This window comes from Bacillota bacterium (assembly GCA_009711825.1).
In the GTDB taxonomy this organism is placed as follows: domain Bacteria; phylum Bacillota; class Proteinivoracia; order UBA4975; family VEMY01; genus VEMY01.
This window is the reverse complement of the sequence record VEMY01000039.1, coordinates 25,294-46,453: the sequence shown is the minus strand read 5'-3', so window position 1 is coordinate 46,453 and position 21,160 is coordinate 25,294. Positions and strand designations below refer to the sequence as shown.

22 protein-coding genes, 6 tRNA genes and 1 pseudogene are annotated in these 21,160 nt (G+C 51.2%); 18 read left to right on the top strand and 11 right to left on the bottom strand.

Annotated elements, in window-relative coordinates; all coding sequences use genetic code 11:
• Positions 1–131: 131 nt before the first annotated feature.
• From FH749_12195 to FH749_12180, 4 genes are all read left to right on the top strand, one after another.
• Complete coding sequence (locus FH749_12195) at positions 132–743, top strand: dephospho-CoA kinase (protein MTI96217.1); 612 nt, start codon at positions 132–134, stop codon at positions 741–743.
• Positions 744–762: 19 nt separating this feature from the next.
• On the top strand, positions 763–1,359 hold the full coding sequence (locus FH749_12190; GenBank protein MTI96216.1) for a lytic transglycosylase domain-containing protein: 597 nt from the start codon (positions 763–765) through the stop codon (positions 1,357–1,359).
• Between the two features lie 21 nt (positions 1,360–1,380).
• Positions 1,381–2,997 (top strand): hypothetical protein, encoded by a 1,617-nt coding sequence (locus FH749_12185; protein MTI96215.1) that lies wholly within the window; start codon positions 1,381–1,383, stop codon positions 2,995–2,997.
• Positions 2,998–3,055: 58 nt separating this feature from the next.
• Positions 3,056–3,140, top strand: a tRNA-Leu gene (locus FH749_12180).
• Positions 3,141–3,173: 33 nt separating this feature from the next.
• On the opposite strand, the gene FH749_12175 is transcribed toward FH749_12180, so the two are convergent.
• Positions 3,174–3,605, bottom strand: coding sequence for a hypothetical protein (locus FH749_12175; protein MTI96214.1), 432 nt, complete (start codon positions 3,603–3,605; stop codon positions 3,174–3,176).
• Between the two features lie 119 nt (positions 3,606–3,724).
• Here FH749_12175 and FH749_12170 point away from each other — a divergent pair, with 119 nt between their 5' ends.
• From FH749_12170 to FH749_12145, 6 genes are all read left to right on the top strand, one after another.
• Positions 3,725–3,994 (top strand): hypothetical protein, encoded by a 270-nt coding sequence (locus FH749_12170; protein ID MTI96213.1) that lies wholly within the window; start codon positions 3,725–3,727, stop codon positions 3,992–3,994.
• 98 nt (positions 3,995–4,092) lie between these two features.
• Positions 4,093–4,169, top strand: a tRNA-Asp gene (locus FH749_12165).
• A gap of 8 nt (positions 4,170–4,177) precedes the next feature.
• Positions 4,178–4,253 (top strand) — tRNA-Phe (locus FH749_12160).
• Between the two features lie 7 nt (positions 4,254–4,260).
• Positions 4,261–4,335 (top strand) — tRNA-Gly (locus FH749_12155).
• Between the two features lie 5 nt (positions 4,336–4,340).
• Positions 4,341–4,414, top strand: a tRNA-Cys gene (locus tag FH749_12150).
• 11 nt (positions 4,415–4,425) lie between these two features.
• A tRNA-Leu gene (locus FH749_12145) sits at positions 4,426–4,512 on the top strand.
• A gap of 116 nt (positions 4,513–4,628) precedes the next feature.
• On the opposite strand, the gene FH749_12140 is transcribed toward FH749_12145, so the two are convergent.
• Both FH749_12140 and FH749_12135 read right to left on the bottom strand, forming a co-directional pair.
• A complete protein-coding gene (locus FH749_12140; protein MTI96212.1) occupies positions 4,629–5,918 on the bottom strand; it encodes a DUF4179 domain-containing protein in 1,290 nt (429 codons plus the stop codon).
• 6 nt (positions 5,919–5,924) lie between these two features.
• Positions 5,925–6,424 (bottom strand): annotated as a pseudogene (locus FH749_12135) (sigma-70 family RNA polymerase sigma factor).
• 152 nt (positions 6,425–6,576) lie between these two features.
• Here FH749_12135 and FH749_12130 point away from each other — a divergent pair.
• Positions 6,577–7,005 carry a hypothetical protein gene (locus FH749_12130; GenBank protein MTI96211.1) on the top strand — a complete coding sequence of 143 codons (429 nt, stop codon included), beginning with the start codon at positions 6,577–6,579 and terminating at the stop codon, positions 7,003–7,005.
• A gap of 12 nt (positions 7,006–7,017) precedes the next feature.
• Here the strand turns inward: FH749_12130 and FH749_12125 are convergent, their stop codons facing one another.
• Entirely contained in the window at positions 7,018–7,794 is a 777-nt protein-coding gene (locus tag FH749_12125) for a site-specific DNA-methyltransferase (GenBank protein ID MTI96210.1), read from the bottom strand.
• Between the two features lie 173 nt (positions 7,795–7,967).
• Here FH749_12125 and FH749_12120 point away from each other — a divergent pair, with 173 nt between their 5' ends.
• From FH749_12120 to FH749_12100, 5 genes are all read left to right on the top strand, one after another.
• Positions 7,968–9,206, top strand: coding sequence for a DUF401 family protein (locus FH749_12120; GenBank protein MTI96209.1), 1,239 nt, complete (start codon positions 7,968–7,970; stop codon positions 9,204–9,206).
• Between the two features lie 110 nt (positions 9,207–9,316).
• Positions 9,317–10,684 (top strand): spore germination protein, encoded by a 1,368-nt coding sequence (locus FH749_12115; GenBank protein ID MTI96208.1) that lies wholly within the window; start codon positions 9,317–9,319, stop codon positions 10,682–10,684.
• Between the two features lie 12 nt (positions 10,685–10,696).
• A complete protein-coding gene (locus FH749_12110) occupies positions 10,697–10,912 on the top strand; it encodes a spore germination protein (GenBank protein MTI96207.1) in 216 nt (71 codons plus the stop codon).
• Complete coding sequence (locus tag FH749_12105; GenBank protein ID MTI96206.1) at positions 10,893–12,002, top strand: hypothetical protein; 1,110 nt, start codon at positions 10,893–10,895, stop codon at positions 12,000–12,002. Before FH749_12110 ends, FH749_12105 begins: the two co-directional genes overlap by 20 nt.
• Complete coding sequence (locus FH749_12100; protein ID MTI96205.1) at positions 11,974–13,137, top strand: Ger(x)C family spore germination protein; 1,164 nt, start codon at positions 11,974–11,976, stop codon at positions 13,135–13,137. The genes FH749_12105 and FH749_12100 overlap by 29 nt, the downstream gene beginning before the upstream one ends.
• Before the next feature lie 59 nt (positions 13,138–13,196).
• On the opposite strand, the gene FH749_12095 is transcribed toward FH749_12100, so the two are convergent.
• Positions 13,197–14,165, bottom strand: a complete 969-nt coding sequence (locus tag FH749_12095; protein ID MTI96204.1) for a DUF4236 domain-containing protein — start codon at positions 14,163–14,165, stop codon at positions 13,197–13,199.
• A gap of 103 nt (positions 14,166–14,268) precedes the next feature.
• Between FH749_12095 and FH749_12090 the strand changes: the two genes are divergently transcribed.
• Positions 14,269–14,652, top strand: coding sequence for a hypothetical protein (locus FH749_12090; protein MTI96203.1), 384 nt, complete (start codon positions 14,269–14,271; stop codon positions 14,650–14,652).
• Here the strand turns inward: FH749_12090 and FH749_12085 are convergent.
• Positions 14,635–14,889: a hypothetical protein gene (locus FH749_12085; GenBank protein ID MTI96202.1), complete on the bottom strand. Its 255-nt coding sequence runs from the start codon at positions 14,887–14,889 to the stop codon at positions 14,635–14,637. The two genes, FH749_12090 and FH749_12085, sit on opposite strands and share 18 nt — an antisense overlap.
• Before the next feature lie 98 nt (positions 14,890–14,987).
• On the opposite strand from FH749_12085, the gene FH749_12080 reads away from it, so the two are divergent.
• On the top strand, positions 14,988–15,722 hold the full coding sequence (locus FH749_12080; protein MTI96201.1) for a trypsin-like serine protease: 735 nt from the start codon (positions 14,988–14,990) through the stop codon (positions 15,720–15,722).
• A gap of 45 nt (positions 15,723–15,767) precedes the next feature.
• Here FH749_12080 and FH749_12075 read toward each other — a convergent pair whose 3' ends face one another.
• The 5 genes from FH749_12075 to FH749_12055 all read right to left on the bottom strand — a co-directional run bounded on the left by FH749_12075 (position 15,768) and on the right by FH749_12055 (position 21,102).
• A complete protein-coding gene (locus FH749_12075; GenBank protein ID MTI96200.1) occupies positions 15,768–17,060 on the bottom strand; it encodes an SLC45 family MFS transporter in 1,293 nt (430 codons plus the stop codon).
• A 133-nt stretch (positions 17,061–17,193) separates the two neighbouring features.
• Entirely contained in the window at positions 17,194–18,006 is an 813-nt protein-coding gene (locus FH749_12070) for an ABC transporter permease (GenBank protein ID MTI96199.1), read from the bottom strand.
• Positions 17,999–18,955 (bottom strand): ABC transporter permease, encoded by a 957-nt coding sequence (locus FH749_12065; GenBank protein ID MTI96198.1) that lies wholly within the window; start codon positions 18,953–18,955, stop codon positions 17,999–18,001. Before FH749_12065 ends, FH749_12070 begins: the two co-directional genes overlap by 8 nt.
• A gap of 3 nt (positions 18,956–18,958) precedes the next feature.
• On the bottom strand, positions 18,959–20,455 hold the full coding sequence (locus FH749_12060; GenBank protein MTI96197.1) for a hypothetical protein: 1,497 nt from the start codon (positions 20,453–20,455) through the stop codon (positions 18,959–18,961).
• Positions 20,455–21,102 (bottom strand): TetR/AcrR family transcriptional regulator, encoded by a 648-nt coding sequence (locus FH749_12055; GenBank protein ID MTI96196.1) that lies wholly within the window; start codon positions 21,100–21,102, stop codon positions 20,455–20,457. The genes FH749_12060 and FH749_12055 overlap by 1 nt, the downstream gene beginning before the upstream one ends.
• Between the last annotated feature and the right edge of the window lie 58 nt (positions 21,103–21,160).

The window sequence follows — 21,160 nt, the reverse complement described above, 5'->3', positions numbered from 1 at the left end:
ATACTATACGGAAAGCAGAGTTGTGGAGAAGTGACTAAGGTTTACCGTAGTATGGAGCAATAATGTTCGTTATTTTGTTAGGTAACTTTTATCTGTAGTGTAACCCACAAAAAACGGGGGTGAGAGGACATATGGATGAACCGGTTGTGATTGGGCTTACCGGGGGGATTGCCTGCGGTAAGTCGACGATTGCCAAGGTCTTGAAACGACTTGGGGCGGTGATTATTGACGCCGACAGGGAGGGGAAGGTTGTCGTGAAAAAGGATTCTCCGGCCTGGCGGGAGATTGTTGCTGAATTTGGCCGTGAGATTCTCAATCCCGATGGCAGTATTAACCGTCGCCGTCTGGGGAATAAGGTGTTTGGGCAACCGGAAAAGCTGAAGCGTCTGAACAGCATTGTTCACCCCCGGATGATGGACAATATACGCGATAAAATCCGTTATTATAAACAAAAGGATGATGTGCCGGCGATTGTGCTGGATGCTGCCCTGTTGTTTGAGGCCAAGGCGGACGACTTGGTGGATGTAGTTTGGGTGGTTACTGTAGACAGGGAAACGCAAATTAATCGTCTCATGAATCGGGACAAGCTGGATTGTAAGCTGGCTGTCCAACGGGTGGAGGCGCAGATGCCGGTGGAAGAAAAAATTGCCCGGGCGGATGCTGTGATTGACAATATGGGCACCAGACGTCAAACCAGAGAGCGAATTCTGGAATTATGGGCACAATATACAAAGATTGATTAGCAAAGGAAGCTCTGAGCATATGCCAAAAATTCTGGTCAGAATTCTGGCCTTTACTATCCTTGTGTCACTGGTATATATGTTAATTGACTCGCCCCTGATAGGGAGAATTATCTACCCTTTGCACTATCGGGAACTAATTGAGGAGCGAGCCGGGCAATATGATCTTGATCCGGCTTTGGTCGCTGCGGTTATAAAGGTTGAGAGCAATTTCCGCGCTGATGCCGTGTCCCGGCGCGGCGCCACCGGCCTGATGCAGCTTTTGCCTTCCACCGCTACATGGATCAGCGAGCAAATGGGGTTGGCAGTGGCGGCTGAAGAAATTGAGGACTTGTTGGTGAAGCCGGAATTTAATCTTATGTTGGGCACCTGGTACCTCAACAATCTGGCCCGGGAATTTGACAACGATTTGCCTTTGGTCCTAGCCGCATATAATGCCGGCCGGGGGAAGGTGCGTTCCTGGCTGGAAGATGATGTCTGGAGCGGAAAAATGGAAGACCGGGAGCAGATTCCATACCCCGAAACCCGGGATTACCTCGGCAAGGTCGAGTTGGCACAGGGGCGCTACCAGCGTTATTATTTTAGCGAGCGGGGATTCTTTGTCGGCAGTGGACATTAATTCTGTTAAGGGGAGAGGGCTATGCGCATAAGTAAGTTTTGTGTTGCGGCACTGATGGGGCTGCTTGTTATTGCGGCACCCGGCTGTGGAGATGATTTACCAATCGGCGGTGTTTTTAGCCAGGCGGTGGTGGGCGAGCCTACGCATCTGAATCCGCTGCTCAGTGGAGATCGCTTGGTGCAGGAAGTTGCCGCCAATATTTATGAACCGCTGCTTACATACGATGAAGAACAACAACTGGCTGGGGTGCTGGCCCAGAGTTGGAGTGTGTCTGATGACGGGTTAAGTTGGACGGTGCATTTGAAAGAGGATGTCCTTTGGCATGATGGGGAACCATTTACCGCCAGCGATGTCGCCTTTACTTTTTCCGAGTTGAGAAGACTTGAGCTTGATGGGTTTACTCGTCGGCACGGTCATGATTATCTGGATACGGTGACAGTTGCCAATAATCATACAGTTATTTTTAAATTGACCAAACCCTTTGGCCCATTTGTTGATTATCTGATGATTCCTGTTTTGCCACGGCACCTGCTGGCAGAGGATAATCACGCGCTAACTGATATTAACGACCATCCTCTAAATCGGGAACCGGTGGGCACCGGGCCCTGGCAGCTTGAGGACTGGCAACCGGGAGACTATCTACAGCTGGAGCGTAATACCGGATACCATCAGGCGCCGCTGCCATATTTGGAAACCATCTACTACCGCTTTGTTGAAAATATCGACGTGGCCCTAGCTGCCTTGGTGAGGGGCGATGTTAATATGGTTGGCGATGTGCCGGCAGACAAGGAAGCAATCTATAATCAAGTCTCAGAAACACATAGCTTGTACGCCCCAAGCAGCGGCAGCTATTGGTCGCTGGGGTTTAATCACCGCGCCGGCGCCTTTGGCGCCCAGTCAAATTTCTGGCGGAATAAAAGTGTCCGGGCGGCAGTTGCCCACGCCATCGACCGTCAGGCCTTGGTCGACACGCATTTGCATGGCCATGGAACAATTCTCGACAGCCCGATTTCACCGGCTTCCTGGGCTTATGCCGAGGATACGCCGGATTATGAGTTTGATCCCGCTACTGCCCGTGAACTCTTGGAAACTGCGGGCTGGGAGCTCACTGACGATTCCGGGATACGTGCCAGAAATGTGGGCAGCGAAGTGCCGGTCTGGCAGCGCCTGGAGTTGACCCTTACCTATCCCAGTGATAATCCGCTGGCGGAGGCTCTGGTGGTCGACATTGAGCAATACTTAGAGGCTGTGGGTTTTGGGGTTGAACTTCACCCCCTTGCCAACAGTGAATTGTTGAAAGACAGCATCATCCCCGGTGATTATCATTTGGCGTTGCTTAATTGGGCGTTGACAGCTGAGCCCGATCCCTATGAACTATATCACTCCGGGGCAGCGGCCAACTATGGTGGCTATAACAACAGTCTTGTAGATGAACTGATAATGATTGGCCGCGAAAAAACCAATCCACAAGTTCGGCTCCAGGTATATCGGGATTTGCAGCATGAATTGGCCATCGACCTGCCCTCTGTATTTTTATTTGCCCCTCAGCGCATAGTAATTGTCAGTTCGGATATTGAAGCGATTGCAGTCAATGGTTTTGACTTATCAAATTGTAAAAACTGGTATTTTGCAAAATAATTGATAATTCTATTGGTGTTGACACATACACTAAAACTGCGTATAATAATCACTGCAAGCGAGAGTGCTGGAATTGGCAGACAGGCACGGTTGAGGGCCGTGTGGCGTAAGTCGTGTGGGTTCAAGTCCCACCTCTCGCACCAAACTAAAAAATTACCCCGCGAGTGCGGGGTTTTTTATATTTCCTCTATTATCATAATTGATTTCGCTGTCTCTGAATGGGGCAGATAAAGGATTAAGATAACCTGATTCTTTAGCTCTTTTGCCTTAATCATGTCCCAGCGTTTATTCTCGATGTCTTTGATTTTTCCCTGGGAATCAACCGTGCGGATTTGGATCAGTGTTGCCGGATGCATGTTGATTTTCGGTTCAACCGGCTGGGGTGGGCTGTCAAGATGTTGTTTAATCTCAAGGTAATCAGAGCCCGCTTCGATTACTCTGCCTTCAATAAGGAAGCTGTCCTGCATTTGAAAGTTTGGTCCGAAAAATAACCGTTCCGCTTCAAGCTCTAAATCCGGCGCCGTCTGGTTTTCAGTGATTGCTCCTTCAATCGGGCCGGGCCACAAAGCCATTAAAAGCAACATTGTGCAAAGCATTAGCTGTCGCATGTAAATTCACCTCTTAAGCACAGTATTACAAACTTTAATGTGTGCTAACCTTCCTGTTTTTGCATAGTATGCACCAAAGCGGTTTTCATGCTTAAACTGGAAACGAGGAGGTGTTTGCAATGAAGGCGGCATTTACTGACTTAAAGCAAAAGGTAGAGGCAATGGCCGGTAAATACAGCGGCGGCGAAAAACGTCGGGAGCTCGAACAGGTTTTTGAGCTTTTAGAGAAGGAGTTATCTGCCCCGCATTTGCAGAGCCAACGACTCATGGCCTTGTTGCGGGGAATAATGACCAGGCAGCCTGGGAGTTCAAAGGCAATCAATGATTTTTTGCGCAATGAGGAGATTAGTTCTCGGCTGCATCAAGGTGGCAGTTTTACAATGGATTAAATTGGTGAACAATAACAGGATTACAAAATTTACGTAATTTATTCCCTATTATTATCCGCTTGACGGGTAATTAAGTGGTGTGTATAATAGTTAATGCTGGAGCTGTGGTGTAGTGGCCTAACATGCCTGCCTGTCACGCAGGAGATCGCGGGTTCGACTCCCGTCAGCTCCGCCATATTTTTTGCCGCGGTAGCTCAGTCGGTAGAGCAGTGGACTGAAAATCCACGTGTCGGCAGTTCGATTCTGCCCTGCGGCACCATTTATATGCGGAAGTGGCTCAGTGGTAGAGCATCGCCTTGCCAAGGCGAGGGTCGCGGGTTCAAATCCCGTCTTCCGCTCCATACGAGGCGGCATAGCCAAGTGGTAAGGCAGAGGACTGCAAATCCTTTATCCCCAGTTCAAATCTGGGTGCCGCCTCCATTTTTTTATATGCCGGGGTGGCGGAACAGGCAGACGCAAGGGACTTAAAATCCCTCGGGAGCAATCCCGTACCGGTTCGATTCCGGTCTCCGGCACCATTTGAATACTAAAAGGCGAGTTCTCGTCTTTTTTTGTTTACAAAATTAAAATCTCAGGTTGCCAACCTGAGATTTTTTATTGTTGTCTAAAGGATATGCTTGTACTTTTGCCGCAGTTAGTTGAGCGGTATATGCACAGGTTTGTAAGCGCCCTCGGTTCTGATGGAGACTTTGATCCTGAATGTTTTCGGTAATTGCTCAGGGGCAAAGACAAGGGCGTATTCATCTCCCAGGTAGCTGACGTTTTGAGCTGGACCCTGTTCCATGCATATCTGATTACCGGCCTGGTCATAACCCCACTGTTCAAATGATATGATACTGGAATCAAAAGTGCGGTCAAAACTAAACCAAATGTATATCTCTTCGCCGCTAGGCCTTGATATAGTTTCTTTTCGCAAAAATTCTATGTCCAAATTACTATCATTATAGATTTGCTCATTTTCGATATCGATCTCCAGGTATATATCTTCCTGGGTATAAACGCCATCAAAAACCAAAGCCAACTCGTTAGTTTCGAAGAAATAATTGCTGGTAAACTGCATGGTATATCGATTATTCTCTGTATCGGCCCTACCGCCGGTTGCGATTAGTTCATTGCCTGCCTCATCCACGAGCCTACTGTTTATAAAGAAATGCATTGGATTGACAGCAGATGAAAGTTCCAGGTCGATTACCGTTGGGTAGATGTGGATGGACTCAATGGTAACCGGGATGCCTTCAATAGTAATTTCTTTATCTATTGTCACTGTTGTCGGGGGAACGACAAGTTCGGTATCCAGGTCCAGGGCAAGCGTCCACTGACCGTCAATAATTTCTCTGTCGTTGCCATAAAGATGTTTAACTGACGTCAAGTCAAGGATAATCTGTTTGGGTAGTTGTTGATTGCCATAATGCCAAATTTCCAGCAAGCCTTTACTGCCCAGATAAGTTGTGCTGATTGCTGAAATGGGCAGGATGTTGCCATCAATATCGGTGAAATCCAGTTTGTAATGGCTCAAATGTCCGGGTTTATCAGGAGAAGTTAGTTCATGGGCAATCATAAGCTTGCGGCCATCAAAGACAGCGCTTTCAACGGTTAAAGTTATGCCCTGGTCGGTGACCGACTGATTGATAACCTGGCCGGCGCCATTGTCTATGCCTTGACTAAGGCCCTGGTCAAAGCGGATGAAATCAATGATGGTTTCGAATCCAGTCAAATTGCTTATATAACTGGCAAAGGCTGGTGATAGATTGACCGATGCCACAAACAGCAAGATTGCGGCTGCAACTGCAATCAACGGTCTTAACAAGCGTGTCCGTTTGCTATTCTTTCCCCTTTTGATTGCCTGTTCAATGACAAAATCCAACTCCTTGGGGACAGGAATGTTTTCATATTCTTCGCGTAGGCTGGTCATATCCTTATGCATTCGATTTAATTCAAGCCGCAGGGTTTTCAGGGCCCGATGCAGGTAAGTTTTGATTGTGCCCTGGGGCATTGCATTATCTCAGAGATTTGAGTAATGGTCAGGTCCTGGAAGTATTTAAGTATAATGACAGTCCTGCAGTTTTCGTCCAAAACTCCCAAGGCAGAATAGAGATCAAGGTTTTCTATATTATCCTGGGTGACAGTATCGCTTGCATTTGTTGGTAGTTCTTCAACCGGCACAAGCCTGCCAAACTTTTTTTTGTGATCAAGACTGCAAATAATCAGAATCCGCATTAGCCAGGTGTTAAAAAGGGCGGGTTCTTTGAGTTTGCCGATAGACCTATATGCCTTGTATACAGCTTCGTTGACTATATCCAGAGCATCATCTCTGTTTCTTACATATGTATAAGCCGTGCGGTAAAGAATTTCTTTTCGCGCGTGGATAAGCTCAAAAAATGCATTATCATCGCCCGAACGGGCTTTAGCTGATAAAAATTCTGCATCCATTTTCCATCCCCCTTATTACGGTTCATAGATTAGACCCCGTTTTTGCAAAAACGGTTTTGGAAACTTACAAAGTATTTTTTGGATATATAACCTGTAACGTCACCCCCCGGCGGAAAGTCCGTAACATGTACTGAGAAAGGGAGCGTTGCAGTATGAGCAATCTACGCGAACTATGGACGATTTTGGAGATTACCGCGTACACCGCCGACTATGAATCAACCCAGAAACATCCCGACGATCCCCTGTACGGGATCACTTATAGCGGGACGCGGGCAAAGGAATGGCACACAGTTGCCGCCGGTCCGGAAATTCCCATTGGCACCCGGATTTTCATTCCCGAGCTCAGCCACAAACCCAACGGCGGAGTTTTTGTGGTCGAAGACCGGGGTGGCGCAATTTCCAACGCTCATCTGGATATCTATGTGGAAAGACTTAGTGAGGCCAGGCGCTGGGGACGTCAGCATCTAGATGTGTTGATCTGGCTGCCAATTGTTAAAGCCAAGGATATTGCCCGGGCAATTGAGCGGGACCGGCAGGCACGCTGGAAGGATAGGGACGCGTTAAAAAAACTATTCCCCTGACGGGGAATGGTTTTAATCAAACAAAGTTATTCTGGTCATGGCTTGCTGACAGGCTTGATCAAAGTATTCCTTATCCAACTCGAAGCCCACACAGTCAATTTTTAGGTCAATACAGGCCAGGGCGGTATTGCCGATTCCCATGAAGGGGTCCAAAACCAGGGCGCTTTTTTCCAGGCCGTGGAGACGGATGCAGTTGGCCACCAATTCCGGGGGGAAGCTGGCGGGGTGGGGACGCTCGGTATTGCGGTTTTGGATCGTTTTATAGGGGATGTACCAGGTGTTGCCCCGGCAGCGCTTATCTGCTTTGGCGCCCTGCCAGCGGCTGACATTGGATTTGTCTTTATACGGCACACCGATGGCCAGGCGGTCCAGTTCCACCCGGCCGGTCTTGGTAAAGTGAAAAATGTATTCATGGGTGTCGTTCACATAGCGCTTGCTGTTTATCGGTTTGTAATGGCCAACACTGAGGGATGTCTTATCGCCGTAGCTGTCATTTTCAATATAAATGGACTTAATCCAGTGGATTACATTCTGAAGTTGGAAAACATCGCGCATTACTGTCGCCACCTCAAACGGGACCCAGGGGTCGCTGGGTTTACTGCCAATATTGAGGAATAGCGATCCTTCATCGCTGAGGATTTCAGTACATATCTGCGCCCACTCATGTAACCATTGCAAGTAATCATCACGGCTGATGCTATCGTCGTATTGATTGTATTTGACCCCGATATTATAAGGGGGGGAGGTGACAATGACATCTACGCTCTTTGGCTCAAGCCGGGCCCTCATACCCGACAGACAATCTTCGTTATACAGTTTAACAGTTGAGTTATGTAGCTTAATTTCCACGGCTCGTCTCCTTACCTGCTGATAAGTTATTATTCTTCTTTCGTATATCCGGTTCCTGCCTGTCGACCTATGAAGTAATTTGCATTATACTAGAGTGCAGGAGGAGAGACTGGATGGGTTTTTTTGCTGTTATAATTGCGATTGGTTTAATCATGTACTGCGTGCGCCGCAAGCTGAATATGGGATTGTCGATGATGCTGGGGGCCCTGGCCCTTGCGCTATTGGCGCCTGTCCCTTTGGATCTCGCCTGGGAAGCATTGATTACTGCCCTGGGGGACGCCAACACCTGGACCTTGACCTTGGTTGTGGTCTTAATCGGTGTTTTGGGTCATCTACTCACCGCTAGCGGCACTCTGGATTTGCTGGTGGATAAAGTGCTCGCCCTGTCTGCCGGTGATTCGCGCTGGGCGCTTACTGTGATACCAATGGTAATGGGGGCATTATCTGTTCCCGGTGGAGCTATGATGTCTGCGCCTTTGGTAGACCGCTTAGGGGACAGGGGAGAGCTGGCACCGGAGTTTAAGACTGGTATCAATATTGTGTTTCGCCATCTCTGGTATGTGGCCTTGCCGGTAATCCCCAGCATCATTCTTGCTGCCGCTTTGGCTGATGTGACACCGGCCACTCTGGCGGCCCAGAACCTGTGGGCAGGACTCGCCGGCATGGTTGCTGCCTGGTGGTTTTTGCTGCGGAAGATCAAGGGCAGTGAGCAACCGTTTCAATTTCACAGGGCTGATTTGGCTTTGGTCTTGGTCAGCCTTCTGCCCCTCTTGGTGGTGCTGGCGCTGTTCTTGATTGTTGAGCTCTGGTTTCCGCTGGCCCTGGTGGCGGGGATAATTTGTGCGCTCCTGGTCCTGCCCGGGGGGCAGGGGCCACTTGCATTCCGGATGCTTGCGGCTCTGCGGAAGCGCAGCTTGACAATGCTGGCGCCGGGTGTGCGGCCGGGCATGCTGCTGGTTGTGCCCGGGGTGATGATTTTTAAGGAAATGCTCCACACAAGCAGCCTGGTTAATACATTTGCTGCCGATTTGGTGGAGTCGGGGATTCCCTTGTGGCTGTTGCTCTTGGTGCTTCCGTTTGCATTGGGGATTGCCACCGGTTCCCACGAAGCGACGGTGGCGATTGCGCTGCCGATTTTTGTACCGCTCTTGCCGGCGGAGCACTACCTTCCCGCCTTGGGCCTGCTCTTTGGCAGCCTGACCATCGGGTACATTATTTCGCCGTTGCATCTGTGCCTAATCCTCACCCGGGAATACTTTTGTTCGCGGTTGGGGGGAGTGTATCGCTATACAGGGCCGGTGGGGATATCTATGCTTGTCGTCATTCTTGTGACCGCTCTACTGCGCTGGTAGAGGCGTGGCAGACTTTATGTCTGCCGCGTTTTTTTATCCTGCGGTTTACACGGGTATGTAAACGGAATAAAACGGGCAAGGTACTATATGCAAATTGGTTAAGGAGCGGGATGTATGCTGGGCAGTCGTGTGGAAGGCATTACGGGGGTGAGTTTGTGCTGAAAAAGTTGCTTGCAAGATTGAAGCCCAACATCCGGGGAAGTAAAGCTAATACCAGCCAAAAGCCCGATAAGCTAACCGGTAAACTCAAAACAGATGAGCAGCTGTTGCGCAATCTATATAAAGACTGCGATGACGTGAAGTATAAGAAAGTTGTCGTACCGGCCATGGGCATGCGCCAGGCGCTCATTCTCTATGTTGAGGGTCTGGTGGATAGCAGTACTCTGAACCGGGATATTGTGAGCAAGCTACTGGAGGTCAAACAACAGAACGAACAAGTCCGGCATATAGCAGATTTGCTAGCGGTGGGGGAGAGCAGCACCTTTACCCGCATTGGAGAATTTGCTAACGATATTCTCCAAGGTAAGGTTGCAATAATACTTGACGGCTACGCCGAAGTTACGATGATTGATACCAAAAACTGGCCGTCGCGAGGCATCGAGGAGCCCATCCAGGAAAGGCTGATTCGGGGGCCCCGGGAGGGATTCACGGAAGTCATTCAAATGAGTCTGGCCCTCATCCGCCGCCGGCTGCCCGACCCAAACCTGAAAGTTCATTGTAGGGAGGTGGGCCGACGCAGTCGGACTAAAATCGCCGTTGCTTACATCGAAGATGTGTGCAATCTGGACACAGTGGAAGAGATAAAGGAACGCCTTGCGGCTATTGATATCGATGGCATTCTGGATCCCGGCGCCACAGCAGAGTTAATTACTGAGCGGACAATCACGCCGTTCCCATTGTTTCTAAGCACCGAGCGGCCTGATAAAGTAGTAGGCGGTTTATTGCAGGGCAAAATTGCCATTATCGCCGACGGTAGCCCATTTGTCTTACTGGCACCAGTGACGGCGGCAGACTTTTTCCAGCTTCCTGAAGACTACTATATGCACTCCATTTATGGCACGTTGGCCCGAATGATGCGGTTTATCGGAATTATACTCGGCACGACCGCCACTGCGGCCTATACGGCTGTGGTTTCTTATCATTATGAAATGATACCACAGGGTATCATTGTCTTCATTGCCGAGACCCGGCAAGCGGTACCTTTTTCGCCAATTACCGAGGCACTGCTACTGGAGGGTGCGGTGGAATTATTGCGGGAGGCCAGTATTCGCCTGCCAGGGCCGATCGGTCCTACCTTGAGCATCGTGGGCGCTTTGATTCTCGGCCAGGCGGCGGTGGACGCGCAGCTGGTCAGCCCGGTTCTATTGATAGTGGTGGCGACATCTTTTTTGGCCGGTTCCAGTATTCCCAATTATGAAGCGAGCCTGGCGATTCGCTTTCTGCGTTTTCCGCTCCTGGTCATGGCGGGTTATCTCTGAGGGTTTGGAATCATGATCACCTGGATGGTGATTTTGGCCCATCTGTGTAACCTCCAGTCCTTGGGCGTACCGTACATGTCACCGGTGGCACCACTGAGAATTTCGGATATGGGGGACTATATATACAGACGCCCTTGGCGCTGGATGCGTCAACGCCCGGCACTGACCGCAGAGAAAAATATTACCCGGCAGCAGGGAGTTGAGGAAGATGAAGATGAGGGACGCTAAAAAATACGGACTCAGTGATTTTCAATGGGCCTCCGTGCTTATCTGTACAATTCTCGGCGCCGGCATCACAACCCTACCACGTACTATTGCTGAAACTGCGGGAAGAGATGGCTGGATCAGTATATTAATTGCCGGGGCGGCAACTTGGGCAATGGCCGCGTTTGTCTGGTTGTTGTGCCGAAAATTTCCAACCAAAACATTGCCTGAGTTCAGCGTACTGATTTTAGGTCGGCCCTTGGGAGCACTGGTTTCTGTTATGTATGCTATTTATGCAATCGGCATTAGCGGGGTAGCTCTCCGAATATTTACTGAACTTGCGACAACCTGGACCTTGATATGGACACCGCAACCCGTTTTTTTGTTGGCAAATTTGGTTCCCGTTGTTTACATCAGCCGCATGGGGGCGGTTACTCTGGGACGGTTGATGGAATTAGTCGTATATATGACAGGCACTGTAATATTCGTTTACCTTGTTCCCCTTGCAGAGTTCGACATTCTCAACTTACGGCCGGTAGGGGCAGAGGGCTTGCCCGCAATTTTGTCAGCTATACCTGATGCAAGCTTTGCTTTTTTGGGGTTTGAGGTGCTTTTGGTATTTTTTCCATTTATTATTAATCGAGATAGGGTTTTGCGGATAACTTTGCTGGCGCTGACGGTGATAACAGTTCTATATGCGGGAAATGTTTTTCTTACTTTTGGTGTGTTGGGAGTGGAGCACACACTTTTGCAAACCTGGCCACTAATGAATTATTTGCGTGTGGGGACTTTGCCATTTATTCAAAGGGTGGATAATCTTGTACTGTTTATCTGGACTGCCCAGGTGATTGGGCTCGTAGCAATCCAATATTATGCAGGAACATTTACTTTGGCGACGCTTACCCGACATCATTATCATGATATCTGGGCGCTGGTGGCCTGGCCGGTGGTCTATGCCGTGGCGATTATTCCCGAGCGGTTAAGCGAGGTTTTTGAACTGGGTGACCAAATTGGTAGGTGGGGGCTTTTCGGAATTTTGGGTTTGACAGGCTTATTACTGCTGGTAGCAAAAATCCGGGGGTTGGATGAGAGTAAGGAGGAAAAGATTGATTAAGCGTCTAATCTTGGGGTTGTTATGTTGTTCCCTGCTATTCAATTCAGGCTGCTGGGACCTGCGAATTGTTGAGGAATTGGCCTTGGCCTTTGCCATCGGCTTTGATTTGGATGAAGAGGACAAAGAGCTGTTAACTGTCACTACTACAAACCCGGTATTTTCTGATACAGCCACCCACTCGACCAACAAAACAACTGTCCAGGGATATACTTTTTCCCAGGCATATTTTAATGCGCAACGCCAACACCAGAACTTTCTGGTTTTGGGTCAGGTTGGCGTGCTGGTATTTAGCGAGGAAATGGCCAGGACCGGACGCATGCATGAGGTTATGGTGGAAGTTGACCAACAAATGGACATGAATCCCAACGCTTCACTGGCCATTGTTCGGGGAGACCCGGCTCAATATGTGTTGCAGCTTGAGCCGTCAGAAGAAACACGGGTTGCAGTGTATTTGATGAATTTATTGGAAAAGAATGTAAACAACGGCCTGATTCCTCATGTCACAGCCTCTAGATACTGGTTCCGACAGTCCGATCCAGGTATAAGTTCTGTGGTGCCATTAGTGGAAATTACCGGTCATGAAGACGATAGAACAGGCCTTTTAATTTCCGGACTGGCAGTAATGGACGCATCCGGCTCAATGGTGGGGAATCTTGGCGATAGCGATATACCGCATTATTTGATGCTTACACAGCAGCCTAGGAGGAGCAGATTCTACACACAGGTGGATGTGGCGGGACAAAATGATGTGCTCACCTCAGTTCTTATTAAACGGGCAAACCGCAAGGTTCGTTCTAAAATAATTGACAACAGGGTGCATTTTCATGTCTCGCTAGAGGCAGACATCGATATCCTCGATATGAATGCAAAGCTAGATGCTCTAGAGGATGGTATTTTTGATGAAATAGAAACCCAGCTCGCCCGGGATATTCAGGGTAACGCTCTGGATATGCTGCGCAGAACCCAGCGCTGGCGCTCAGATATCCTTGGCCTTGGGCGCTTTGTCCGTGTTCAGCATCCCAAGTGGTTCAGCGGCGTGGAAGAATGGTGTGATTACTACGAGAATGCGGAAATATCTCTGGAGGTCAGAGTAAACCTCCGTCGTATCGGCACTCTGACCAATCCCGAATACTAAGCAATGCCGGGATACATCCGTTACAAACGAAACAGCCTGCCAGGTCGGCAGGCCGTTCTTTACTCTGCAGCCGCTAAGAGTTCGGCTGCGTCCTTATAATCCATATCCACCGCCAGCACCCGGCGCAGTTGATCTTTGCCCCGCGCCTTCTGGCCGCTGAGAATCATTGCTTTGCCCAGTAGATAACGAAACTCCACCAGGTCCGGGTCCATCTTCCGGCGCCGGGTGGGGCCGGTCCTGAGCAGTTCCAGGGCAATTTTGGGCTTCCCGGCTTCCAGCAAGCAGTGGGCTTGGAGGTTAATCACAATGATATTTTGCCTGATATCATCGGGCAGACGTTGGAAGACTGTCACCGCCTTTTCCCACTGTTCCGCTTCCATCAGGAGCAGAGCGGCCTCCACCAGTTGCTTGGGCTTGGCAGCGGGCAGCCATTGGTCAAAAAGGTCTAAAGCCAGGTCTGTGTTTTGCGCTTCCAGGGCAATTTTTGCCATAGGAGCAGTTAAGTCTGCCTGGGGGAGCAGTTCTGCCACCATCTGGAGCTGTTCCAGGGCGCTGTCAAACTCTCCTTGTTTTTCAAGGGATACTGCTTGCAGCCAATGTCTGCGGGCCCGGGCAGATGCGGAGTTGCGCGCGCTGCGGAACCAGAGGATGGTGGCGGGTATCCCGATCAAACTCATCCAATTGAGGGAGACCAAGAGGACAAATGTGAGTATGCCAATTCCTAGGGGGCCCACATACCAATTCAAGCCTTTGGGGGGACTGAGGGCAAAAGCCGATTGATAGGGTTGTCCAGTCTGTTGCCGGACCTGGCGGGTCTGAGTTTGTCCAGCTACTGTCCGTTTGCCTTTACCATGATAATTGATAGCATAAATCCCGGAGCCGGGAATGCCGGCCGAGGTGTACGCTCCCCGGGGCCCCGTGCCAACCCGGGCGCCGGGGACACCGGCGCTGACACCGATACCGCCTTTGCTTAAATTTATCCGCACTCCTTTGGCTATCCGTATGCTTCTGCGAAAGCGAAGAGCCATGTAAACACCTCCGCCCCCAGTATACCGCATGCCTGTGTCATATTTAAGGGCAATGAATAATATTTTGGTTCGGGGCTATATTTAGACCAGGAGGTGGTCGCCTGTGCGACTGAAAACAATTGTCTGCATTTTACTGGTCCTGATGCTGGCGGGATGTGGCGGCAAAGCCCTGCATCTGGAGGCGGAAGAGATCATTCTTTTGCGCACCACCGGGGATTATTTACCAGCTGCCTATGGGGAGCAAGTGAAATCTTTGCTCCAGGCGTTTAATGATGCTCAAATCCGCTCTCAGGCCAGAAGCGGACGCGCCACCCATCGCCTGACCTTGGTTACCGAAGACAGCCGGATAGTTCGAATGAACCGGATCAGGGAAGATTTGACCGAGGTTCTGTTGACTGATGGAACTGAGCGCAATCGCTTCTACCTGCTCTCAGAAGAGCTCAGCGCTCAGATTGCTCAATTATCCGACTCACTTGCGGCGGAGTAACCAAATAAACAGCAGCGTCAGCGCCAGGGCGAAGCCCAGGAAGTCCTGTTCCATAAATACCGATAGGCGAATACCGATAACCTCCGCCAACACATAGACTGTGTAGATAAATAGCGGTAACATCACCGCCCAGGTAAGCCAGGGGCGGTTGTTTTTTTGGCTTGGAGGCGGTTGGGCGTCTTTGCGCGCCGCCAGTCGGGCTTGTTCCCGGATATACTCCTCATCATAGATATCCATCATTCTCACCTCGCTCATTATTACGGCGAATTTGCGTTGGTTATGCCTGACACCGTAGACAAGTGCCGCATATAGTGGAAGCGAGAGGAGGAATCAGTTTGGAATCGATTCAAGAAATGTACCGGGAAGAACTTAAACTTGCGCTCTCAGCGAGCCCCGGTGACAACGAGGATTTTGCAAAGATATATGGCCTGCGCCAGCGCCGGCTGGAAGCGATGGCCGAACGGGTTGTAACAATTCACGCCTGCGGCGGCTTTGGCTCCGGGGTGATGCTGGACAGCAATGGCCATATCGCTACAAATGCCCATGTCATCTCCGACGGCCGGGGTGTGTGCAACCGGCTTTTGGTGCGGACTGCCTGGGGCAGTGAGGCGGAGGCGGAGTTTATCACCGGTGAATATGAGCAGGATGTGGCGATTATCAAAGTGACGCCGGACGATCGCTATTACGGGGTGGAAATTGCACCTGAGGTCTATGTAGGCCAGGATGTTTATGCGATTGGGCACCCCTTGGGCAACAAGCATACAATCACACGCGGTATTGTTTCTTACCTAAACCGGGAAGTAAATAATCGGTCCTATGTGCAGACCGATGCGTCCATCAATCCCGGGAATTCCGGGGGGGGACTGTTCGACGATCTCGGCCGTCTGGTGGGCTTGCCAACTTTCAAAGAAGTCTGGACCGGCCAGGGCAAGAATGTGCCGGTTGCTAACCTCGGCTTTGCCGTGCCCGGGGCGGTTGTCGCTGAATACTACCAGCGCTCACTGCAGCGTAAGCTTACACAGCAATGTAACGGCGACCCCGAAGCGGCCTGGCGCGCTGTCGTCCTCTAAATAAAACTCCCGCTCGCGGCGGGAGTTTTGGATGTGTAGAAATAATTAGTGGGCCTTGCGGGCCAGTTGCTCGGGATCTGCCTGCAGGCGGTGCTGGCCAGCGCGCAGCAACAGGAAGCCTAGGAAGAAGAAGGTGGCGCCAGCGATGAACATACCGCTGTTACCTACTAGGTCCATGGCAAGACCGAGGATGGAGGGGCCAATCATCTGGCCGATCATCGTAAAAACATAATAGAGTCCGATATAGAATCCAATTTGGTCGCGGCCGCCAAAATCGGCGATCAGCGGCATAGCCTGAACATTGACCATCGCCCAGCCAAAGCCACCCAGCACAAAGATCCCGGCAATTACCCAGGGATCGCGGACTGGAATCGCCAGTAAAAACAGAATCGGTACGATTACCAGGCCCCATAACATGGCAGGGATTTTACCGATGCGGGAGCCAATCGTCCCCGCTACCAGCGCGAAAGCGATAAAAGAACCTGCAAAGGAAGTAAGAATGAAGTTGGCAGTGCCTTCGGTGACGCCCAGGGTCTCTACCCCATAAATCGGGAACATATTGTTCAGACCGGCATAGCCAATAAAATATGCCAGCATCGCCGCAAGAATCAGAAACTGACCAAAGTTGGCTGGCCGCAGTAGGATGCCAATCCCATGGACCGCGTCCTTAATCGGGTTAGTTGATGCCCGGGGCGAGTTATCGATATAGGGCGGGTGCCGATCGGCAGTTAGCCAGACAATAATTAAAGTCAGGAACAGAACGACGGAGCTGATACCAAAGGTCAACCGCGGATCGACATCATAGAGGGGCGCTAGGACTGCGAAGCTGATCAAGGTCCCGATACCGCCCATCAGATTGATGATGCCATTGGCGGGGGAACGTTTTTCCGGCGGGGTGTGGTCGGGCATCAGTGAGATGACAGGGCCCCGGTATGAATGCATCGCGGCGGTAAACACTACTTCAGTGATAATCAGCGTCCAGAGCATAGCGGCAGCGAAGGGAATAGCAAAGAAGGTCAGGGCCGCGATAGGAGTTGCTATGACAATGAAGGGCAGGCGTCGGCCCAGGGGTGAGTTGATCCGGTCGGACCAGGCGCCGATTATTGGTATAAGCAGTAGGCCAATCAGGTTATCGGTGCCCATTAGCAGACCGACAAGGAATCGGGAGTCAAAGAACTCGCGGTACATCAGGGGCAAAAAACCATTGTAAGCGGTGAATGCCAGCTGAACACCCAGGAAGCCAAAGCCAATCCACCAGATTTTCGCGTAGGAGAACTTTTTCTCGTCTTGGCCGTTTTCAGTGTTCGGCGCCTTTTTACCTCCCTGCGCCGTTGTCATCGACGGAGCCCTTCCTTAACAATCATCATTTTCATGACATCCTCCCCTGTAAGATATTATGAGTAATAAGATTCAGCAACCAGGCAGTGTTTTCCTGCAATTAGTGTAAATAAAAATAGCTGCCTGAAGACAGCTATTTCAGTCTCGGGTCTAGAATGTCCCTGAGGCCGTCGCCCAATTGGTTAAAGCCAAGAACGGTCAGGGCGATTGCAACTCCAGGATAGAGGGCGCTTCCAAGCGCATGATCGGCAAAGGCCTGGGCTTCCCGGAGCATCCTGCCCCAACTGGCATCGGGCGGTTGGGTGCCTAGCCCCAGGTAGCTGAGGGAGGCCTCGGCCAGCACAGCGGCTGCAAAGCTGACGCTGGCCTGAACCAGCAAAGGTGAAAGGGCATTGGGCAAGATGTGCCGGAAAATAATGCGCCGGTTGGATAACCCCAGGGCCCGGGCTGCGTCAACAAACTCTCGCTCCCGGAGGGAGAGGAAGCTGGCCCTGGTAATGCGGGCAAAGATTGGAACATTGGCGACGGCCACTGCCACCAGGATGCTGGCCTGGCCTGGTCCGAAGAGGGTGGTCGCCAGCAGGGCCATGAGAATTGCCGGCAAAGCATAAAATCCATCGGCCAGGCGCATTAGCAACTCTTCAAGCCAGCCCCGATAATAACCGGCCAGGGCACCCCATAAAATCCCCAGCGACAGACCCAGGGCTACAGCCACCAGACCGGCCTGGAAGGCGGGACGGCCGCCAACCATAATTCGGCTGAGAATATCCCGGCCATAATTATCTGTCCCCAACAGGTGCTGGCCCGAGGGCGCCTCCAGGCGTCGGGAGATTTCCATTTCATTGGGCGAGTGGGGTGTATAGAAATATCCAACAATCGTTAGGAGTGTCATCAGGCCAACGAGAATAATGCCAGCCAACAACTGGCGGTTGCAGGCCCTAATCATAGCGCACCTGGGTTATCCGCGGGTCCAGCAGCGGATAAATCAAATCGAGGCTAAAATTAACCAGAAGGACCAGGCTGGCGCCGACAAATACCAGGCCCTGGACCAGGGGCAGGTCCCGGAGCAGCACAGCTGACAAAACCATCCGTCCCAAGCCAGGCAGCGAAAACACCTGCTCAATCACCACTGTTCCTGCGACCAACTGAACCAGGTGGATGCCGGCCACGGTGCTGATCGCTACCAAAGCGTTACGTAACGCATGCTTATATACAACCAATTGCTCGCTAAGTCCTTTACTGCGGGCAGTGCGGATATAGTCCTCGCCCAAAACTTCCAGCATTGCCGAGCGCACCACTCGGGTCAAGATAGCAGCCCGGGGCAGGGCCAGGGCCAGGGCCGGCAAGATCAGAGCGACGCCGGCGCCCAGAGGATTAACCGACCAGGCGGGCATGTTGCCAGGGGGCAGCCAGCCCAAGCGAAGCGCAAAAATCTGTATTAATATAATTCCAACCCAAAACGCAGGCAAAGAAAGGCCAATTTGGCTGATGGAGAGAATAGCGCTGTCCAGACGGCTGTTTCGATTACTGGCGCAGACAATGCCCAATGGAATTGACAGCAGCAGCGCCAGGACAACCGCCGCCATAGCCAGTGAAATTGTCACCGGCAGTCCGGAACGAATCAATTCGGCCACCGGGTAGCCACGACTGAAGGTCAGGGAACTGCCGAAATCTCCCCCCAGCACGCCGCGGGCCCAGTGCCAGTATTGCTCCCAAACCGGTAGATTTAGTCCCAGCTGGCTGCGCACCTGCTCCAGGGCATCCGGGCTTGCCTCCAGGCCGAGGATTAAAACAGCGGGATCGCCGGGCAAATGGAAGAGGATGAGAAATGTGAGGATGCTGATTAAAACCAGAGTTACCAGCATCCCCACAGTTTTTTTTAGCATATACTGCATGCTTTAGCGCCGTGAGAGGGCGGCGAGATCGAGAACATAAACAGGGTAGTTTTGCCAACCCTCGATGTCCCCAGCCATTACCGCGATTTGATTGGGGTCCATAATGAAAGCTGCTGCTGCATCTAGGGCAAGGATCTCCTGGACCTGACGGTAGATTTCCTGCCGTTCGGCCGGGTCAGTTGCTTCCAGGCCCTGACGGATTAGCGAATCGTATTCATCGTTATCGAAATTGTTAAGGTTGCGGCTGGAGTCGCTTTGATAGCGACCGATGATTGAATGGGGGTCTAGTTTACCGGTGAAACCAATTACCGTTAGCTCAAAATCTCGGTTTTGATAAATTTGCTCCAACCAGGTGGACCATTCGATGATTTCCAGACTTAATTCAATGCCAACCTGTTCTAGCTGATGGGCAAGAATCTGTCCGGCGTTGATATGCAGCGGGTAGGGGGCGGGTAAGTGGAGCACCGCGCTAAACCCGTCGGCATAACCGGCCTCCGCCAGCAACTCCCGGGCTTTCTCCGGCGAGTAGGAGTAGATTTCATCGACTTCGGGGTTATACCACTCGCCCATAGCCGGCGAGAGGTTTGTGCCGACCATAGTTCCATAGCCCCAGGCTGCCCCTTCGATAATTTCTTCCCGGTCAATGGCATAATTGATTGCCTGACGTACCAGAAGATTGTCAAAGGGTTCCCGGGCGTTGTTGATTGCCAAAAGCTGCACCAGATTCATCGGGCCCTCGACAAATTTTAGCCCCGGTTCCTCCTCAACCTGATGCATGTAATCTGGTTCCAGCCGGGGAATCAAATCAACATGGCCGGTGCGCAGATTGGTCACTGCCGTATTGGGATCGGGAATGATTTGCAAAGTTACTGTATCCAACAGCGGCAGCCCGTCCTGCCAGTAATGTTCGAACCGGGTCAATTCCAGACGATTGTTGGGCTGCCAGTCGGTGAGCACAAACGGTCCGGTGCCCACTGGTCGGGTATCTAGTTGTTCCTCGGCCTCCCGGGGGTAAATGCTGGCGCCAAATTCGGTGAGGAGGGCTAGAAACGCGGCGTCGGGCCGGGAGAGGGTGATAATAATCTTGTCTCCAGCGGCTTCCAGTGTGTCTACCGCTGCAAATTCCCGCGCTTTGGCAGTCACTTCCTCGTCAAACAAGCGCCCCAGGGAATGGATCACGTCTTCTGCCTCCAAGGGGCGACCGTTGTGGAACATGATATCGGGGCGAAGCGTGAATTCATAGGTGAGGCCGTCTGCGGATATCGACCACTCCTCAGCCAGGGCCGGTTGGACAGAGCCATCGGCGCCGGCCTTCACCAGACCTTCATAAATATTAAACGCAATTTCCGCGCTGGCGGCAGCTACAGAGTGGTGGGGATGAAAACCATCGGGGTCAGCGGGAATCGCTACAGTTATGCCCGCGCCCTCTCCGTTACTAGCGGTGCAGGCGGTCAGCCCCACCAGGACGATTAGTATCAGCGATATAAAGGGTTTGCGCATTATCTGCACTCCTTTCGTGTCCTCAATCCCAATTCCAGCACAGCCAGCACCGATTCAATCAAAGATTCATGGGATTGAAGGTCGACGTTTTCGTCGACAAAGTTGTCAATCAGCGCCCGGCCGACTGCATGATAGACAAACCAGGCCGCTTCCGGGGTGATTTCACTGGAAATCAAACCTGTCTGCAACCACTGTTGCAGAATTCCATAGAACTCAGTGTTACGAATCTGCTTTTCCCGGAGGATTTCTTCCCGCACCTGTTCATCGCGACTGTCCCAAAAATTTGAGATTACCTGCTGATAGCAGGGATGTTCGCGGGCGAATTGCCAGGATCGCATGTAGTAGCTTTTGACCAGGGCGAAGAAGTCTGTATCCTGTTCCCAAACCGGCTGGAGATACTCGCGCTTCTGTTGGTAAACATAACCGATCACATATTTATACAAATCTTTTTTGTCCTGGAAATACTGGTACATGCTGCCCTTGGCGATGCCGAGTCGCTGCACAATTTCAGAGAGCGATGCTTGTTCATAGGGATCTTGGGCGAATTCGGCCAGGGCCTCCTGGAAAATACGTTTGCGTTTATGTTCAGCAAGATTAAAGAAGGTCTTTGTTGGCAAATAACCACCTCCCGAAATATGACTGCCCAGTCACATTTCGGGTTTATTATATCATTGGCTATCTGTAGTGACAACCAAAATAAGCAAA

Excerpts from the sequence above, each read along its gene's own strand:
- FH749_12195 (MTI96217.1), top strand. The coding sequence starts at position 132 with ATGGATGAACCGGTTGTGATTGGGCTTACCGGGGGGATTGCCTGCGGT.
- FH749_12190 (MTI96216.1), top strand. The coding sequence starts at position 763 with ATGCCAAAAATTCTGGTCAGAATTCTGGCCTTTACTATCCTTGTGTCA.
- FH749_12185 (MTI96215.1), top strand. The coding sequence starts at position 1,381 with ATGCGCATAAGTAAGTTTTGTGTTGCGGCACTGATGGGGCTGCTTGTT.
- FH749_12175 (MTI96214.1), bottom strand. The coding sequence starts at position 3,605 with ATGCGACAGCTAATGCTTTGCACAATGTTGCTTTTAATGGCTTTGTGG.
- FH749_12170 (MTI96213.1), top strand. The coding sequence starts at position 3,725 with ATGAAGGCGGCATTTACTGACTTAAAGCAAAAGGTAGAGGCAATGGCC.
- FH749_12140 (MTI96212.1), bottom strand. The coding sequence starts at position 5,918 with ATGCATAAGGATATGACCAGCCTACGCGAAGAATATGAAAACATTCCT.
- FH749_12130 (MTI96211.1), top strand. The coding sequence starts at position 6,577 with ATGAGCAATCTACGCGAACTATGGACGATTTTGGAGATTACCGCGTAC.
- FH749_12125 (MTI96210.1), bottom strand. The coding sequence starts at position 7,794 with ATGAGGGCCCGGCTTGAGCCAAAGAGCGTAGATGTCATTGTCACCTCC.
- FH749_12120 (MTI96209.1), top strand. The coding sequence starts at position 7,968 with ATGGGTTTTTTTGCTGTTATAATTGCGATTGGTTTAATCATGTACTGC.
- FH749_12115 (MTI96208.1), top strand. The coding sequence starts at position 9,317 with ATGTATGCTGGGCAGTCGTGTGGAAGGCATTACGGGGGTGAGTTTGTG.
- FH749_12110 (MTI96207.1), top strand. The coding sequence starts at position 10,697 with ATGATCACCTGGATGGTGATTTTGGCCCATCTGTGTAACCTCCAGTCC.
- FH749_12105 (MTI96206.1), top strand. The coding sequence starts at position 10,893 with ATGAAGATGAGGGACGCTAAAAAATACGGACTCAGTGATTTTCAATGG.
- FH749_12100 (MTI96205.1), top strand. The coding sequence starts at position 11,974 with ATGAGAGTAAGGAGGAAAAGATTGATTAAGCGTCTAATCTTGGGGTTG.
- FH749_12095 (MTI96204.1), bottom strand. The coding sequence starts at position 14,165 with ATGGCTCTTCGCTTTCGCAGAAGCATACGGATAGCCAAAGGAGTGCGG.
- FH749_12085 (MTI96202.1), bottom strand. The coding sequence starts at position 14,889 with ATGGATATCTATGATGAGGAGTATATCCGGGAACAAGCCCGACTGGCG.
- FH749_12075 (MTI96200.1), bottom strand. The coding sequence starts at position 17,060 with ATGACAACGGCGCAGGGAGGTAAAAAGGCGCCGAACACTGAAAACGGC.
- FH749_12070 (MTI96199.1), bottom strand. The coding sequence starts at position 18,006 with ATGATTAGGGCCTGCAACCGCCAGTTGTTGGCTGGCATTATTCTCGTT.
- FH749_12065 (MTI96198.1), bottom strand. The coding sequence starts at position 18,955 with ATGCAGTATATGCTAAAAAAAACTGTGGGGATGCTGGTAACTCTGGTT.
- FH749_12060 (MTI96197.1), bottom strand. The coding sequence starts at position 20,455 with ATGCGCAAACCCTTTATATCGCTGATACTAATCGTCCTGGTGGGGCTG.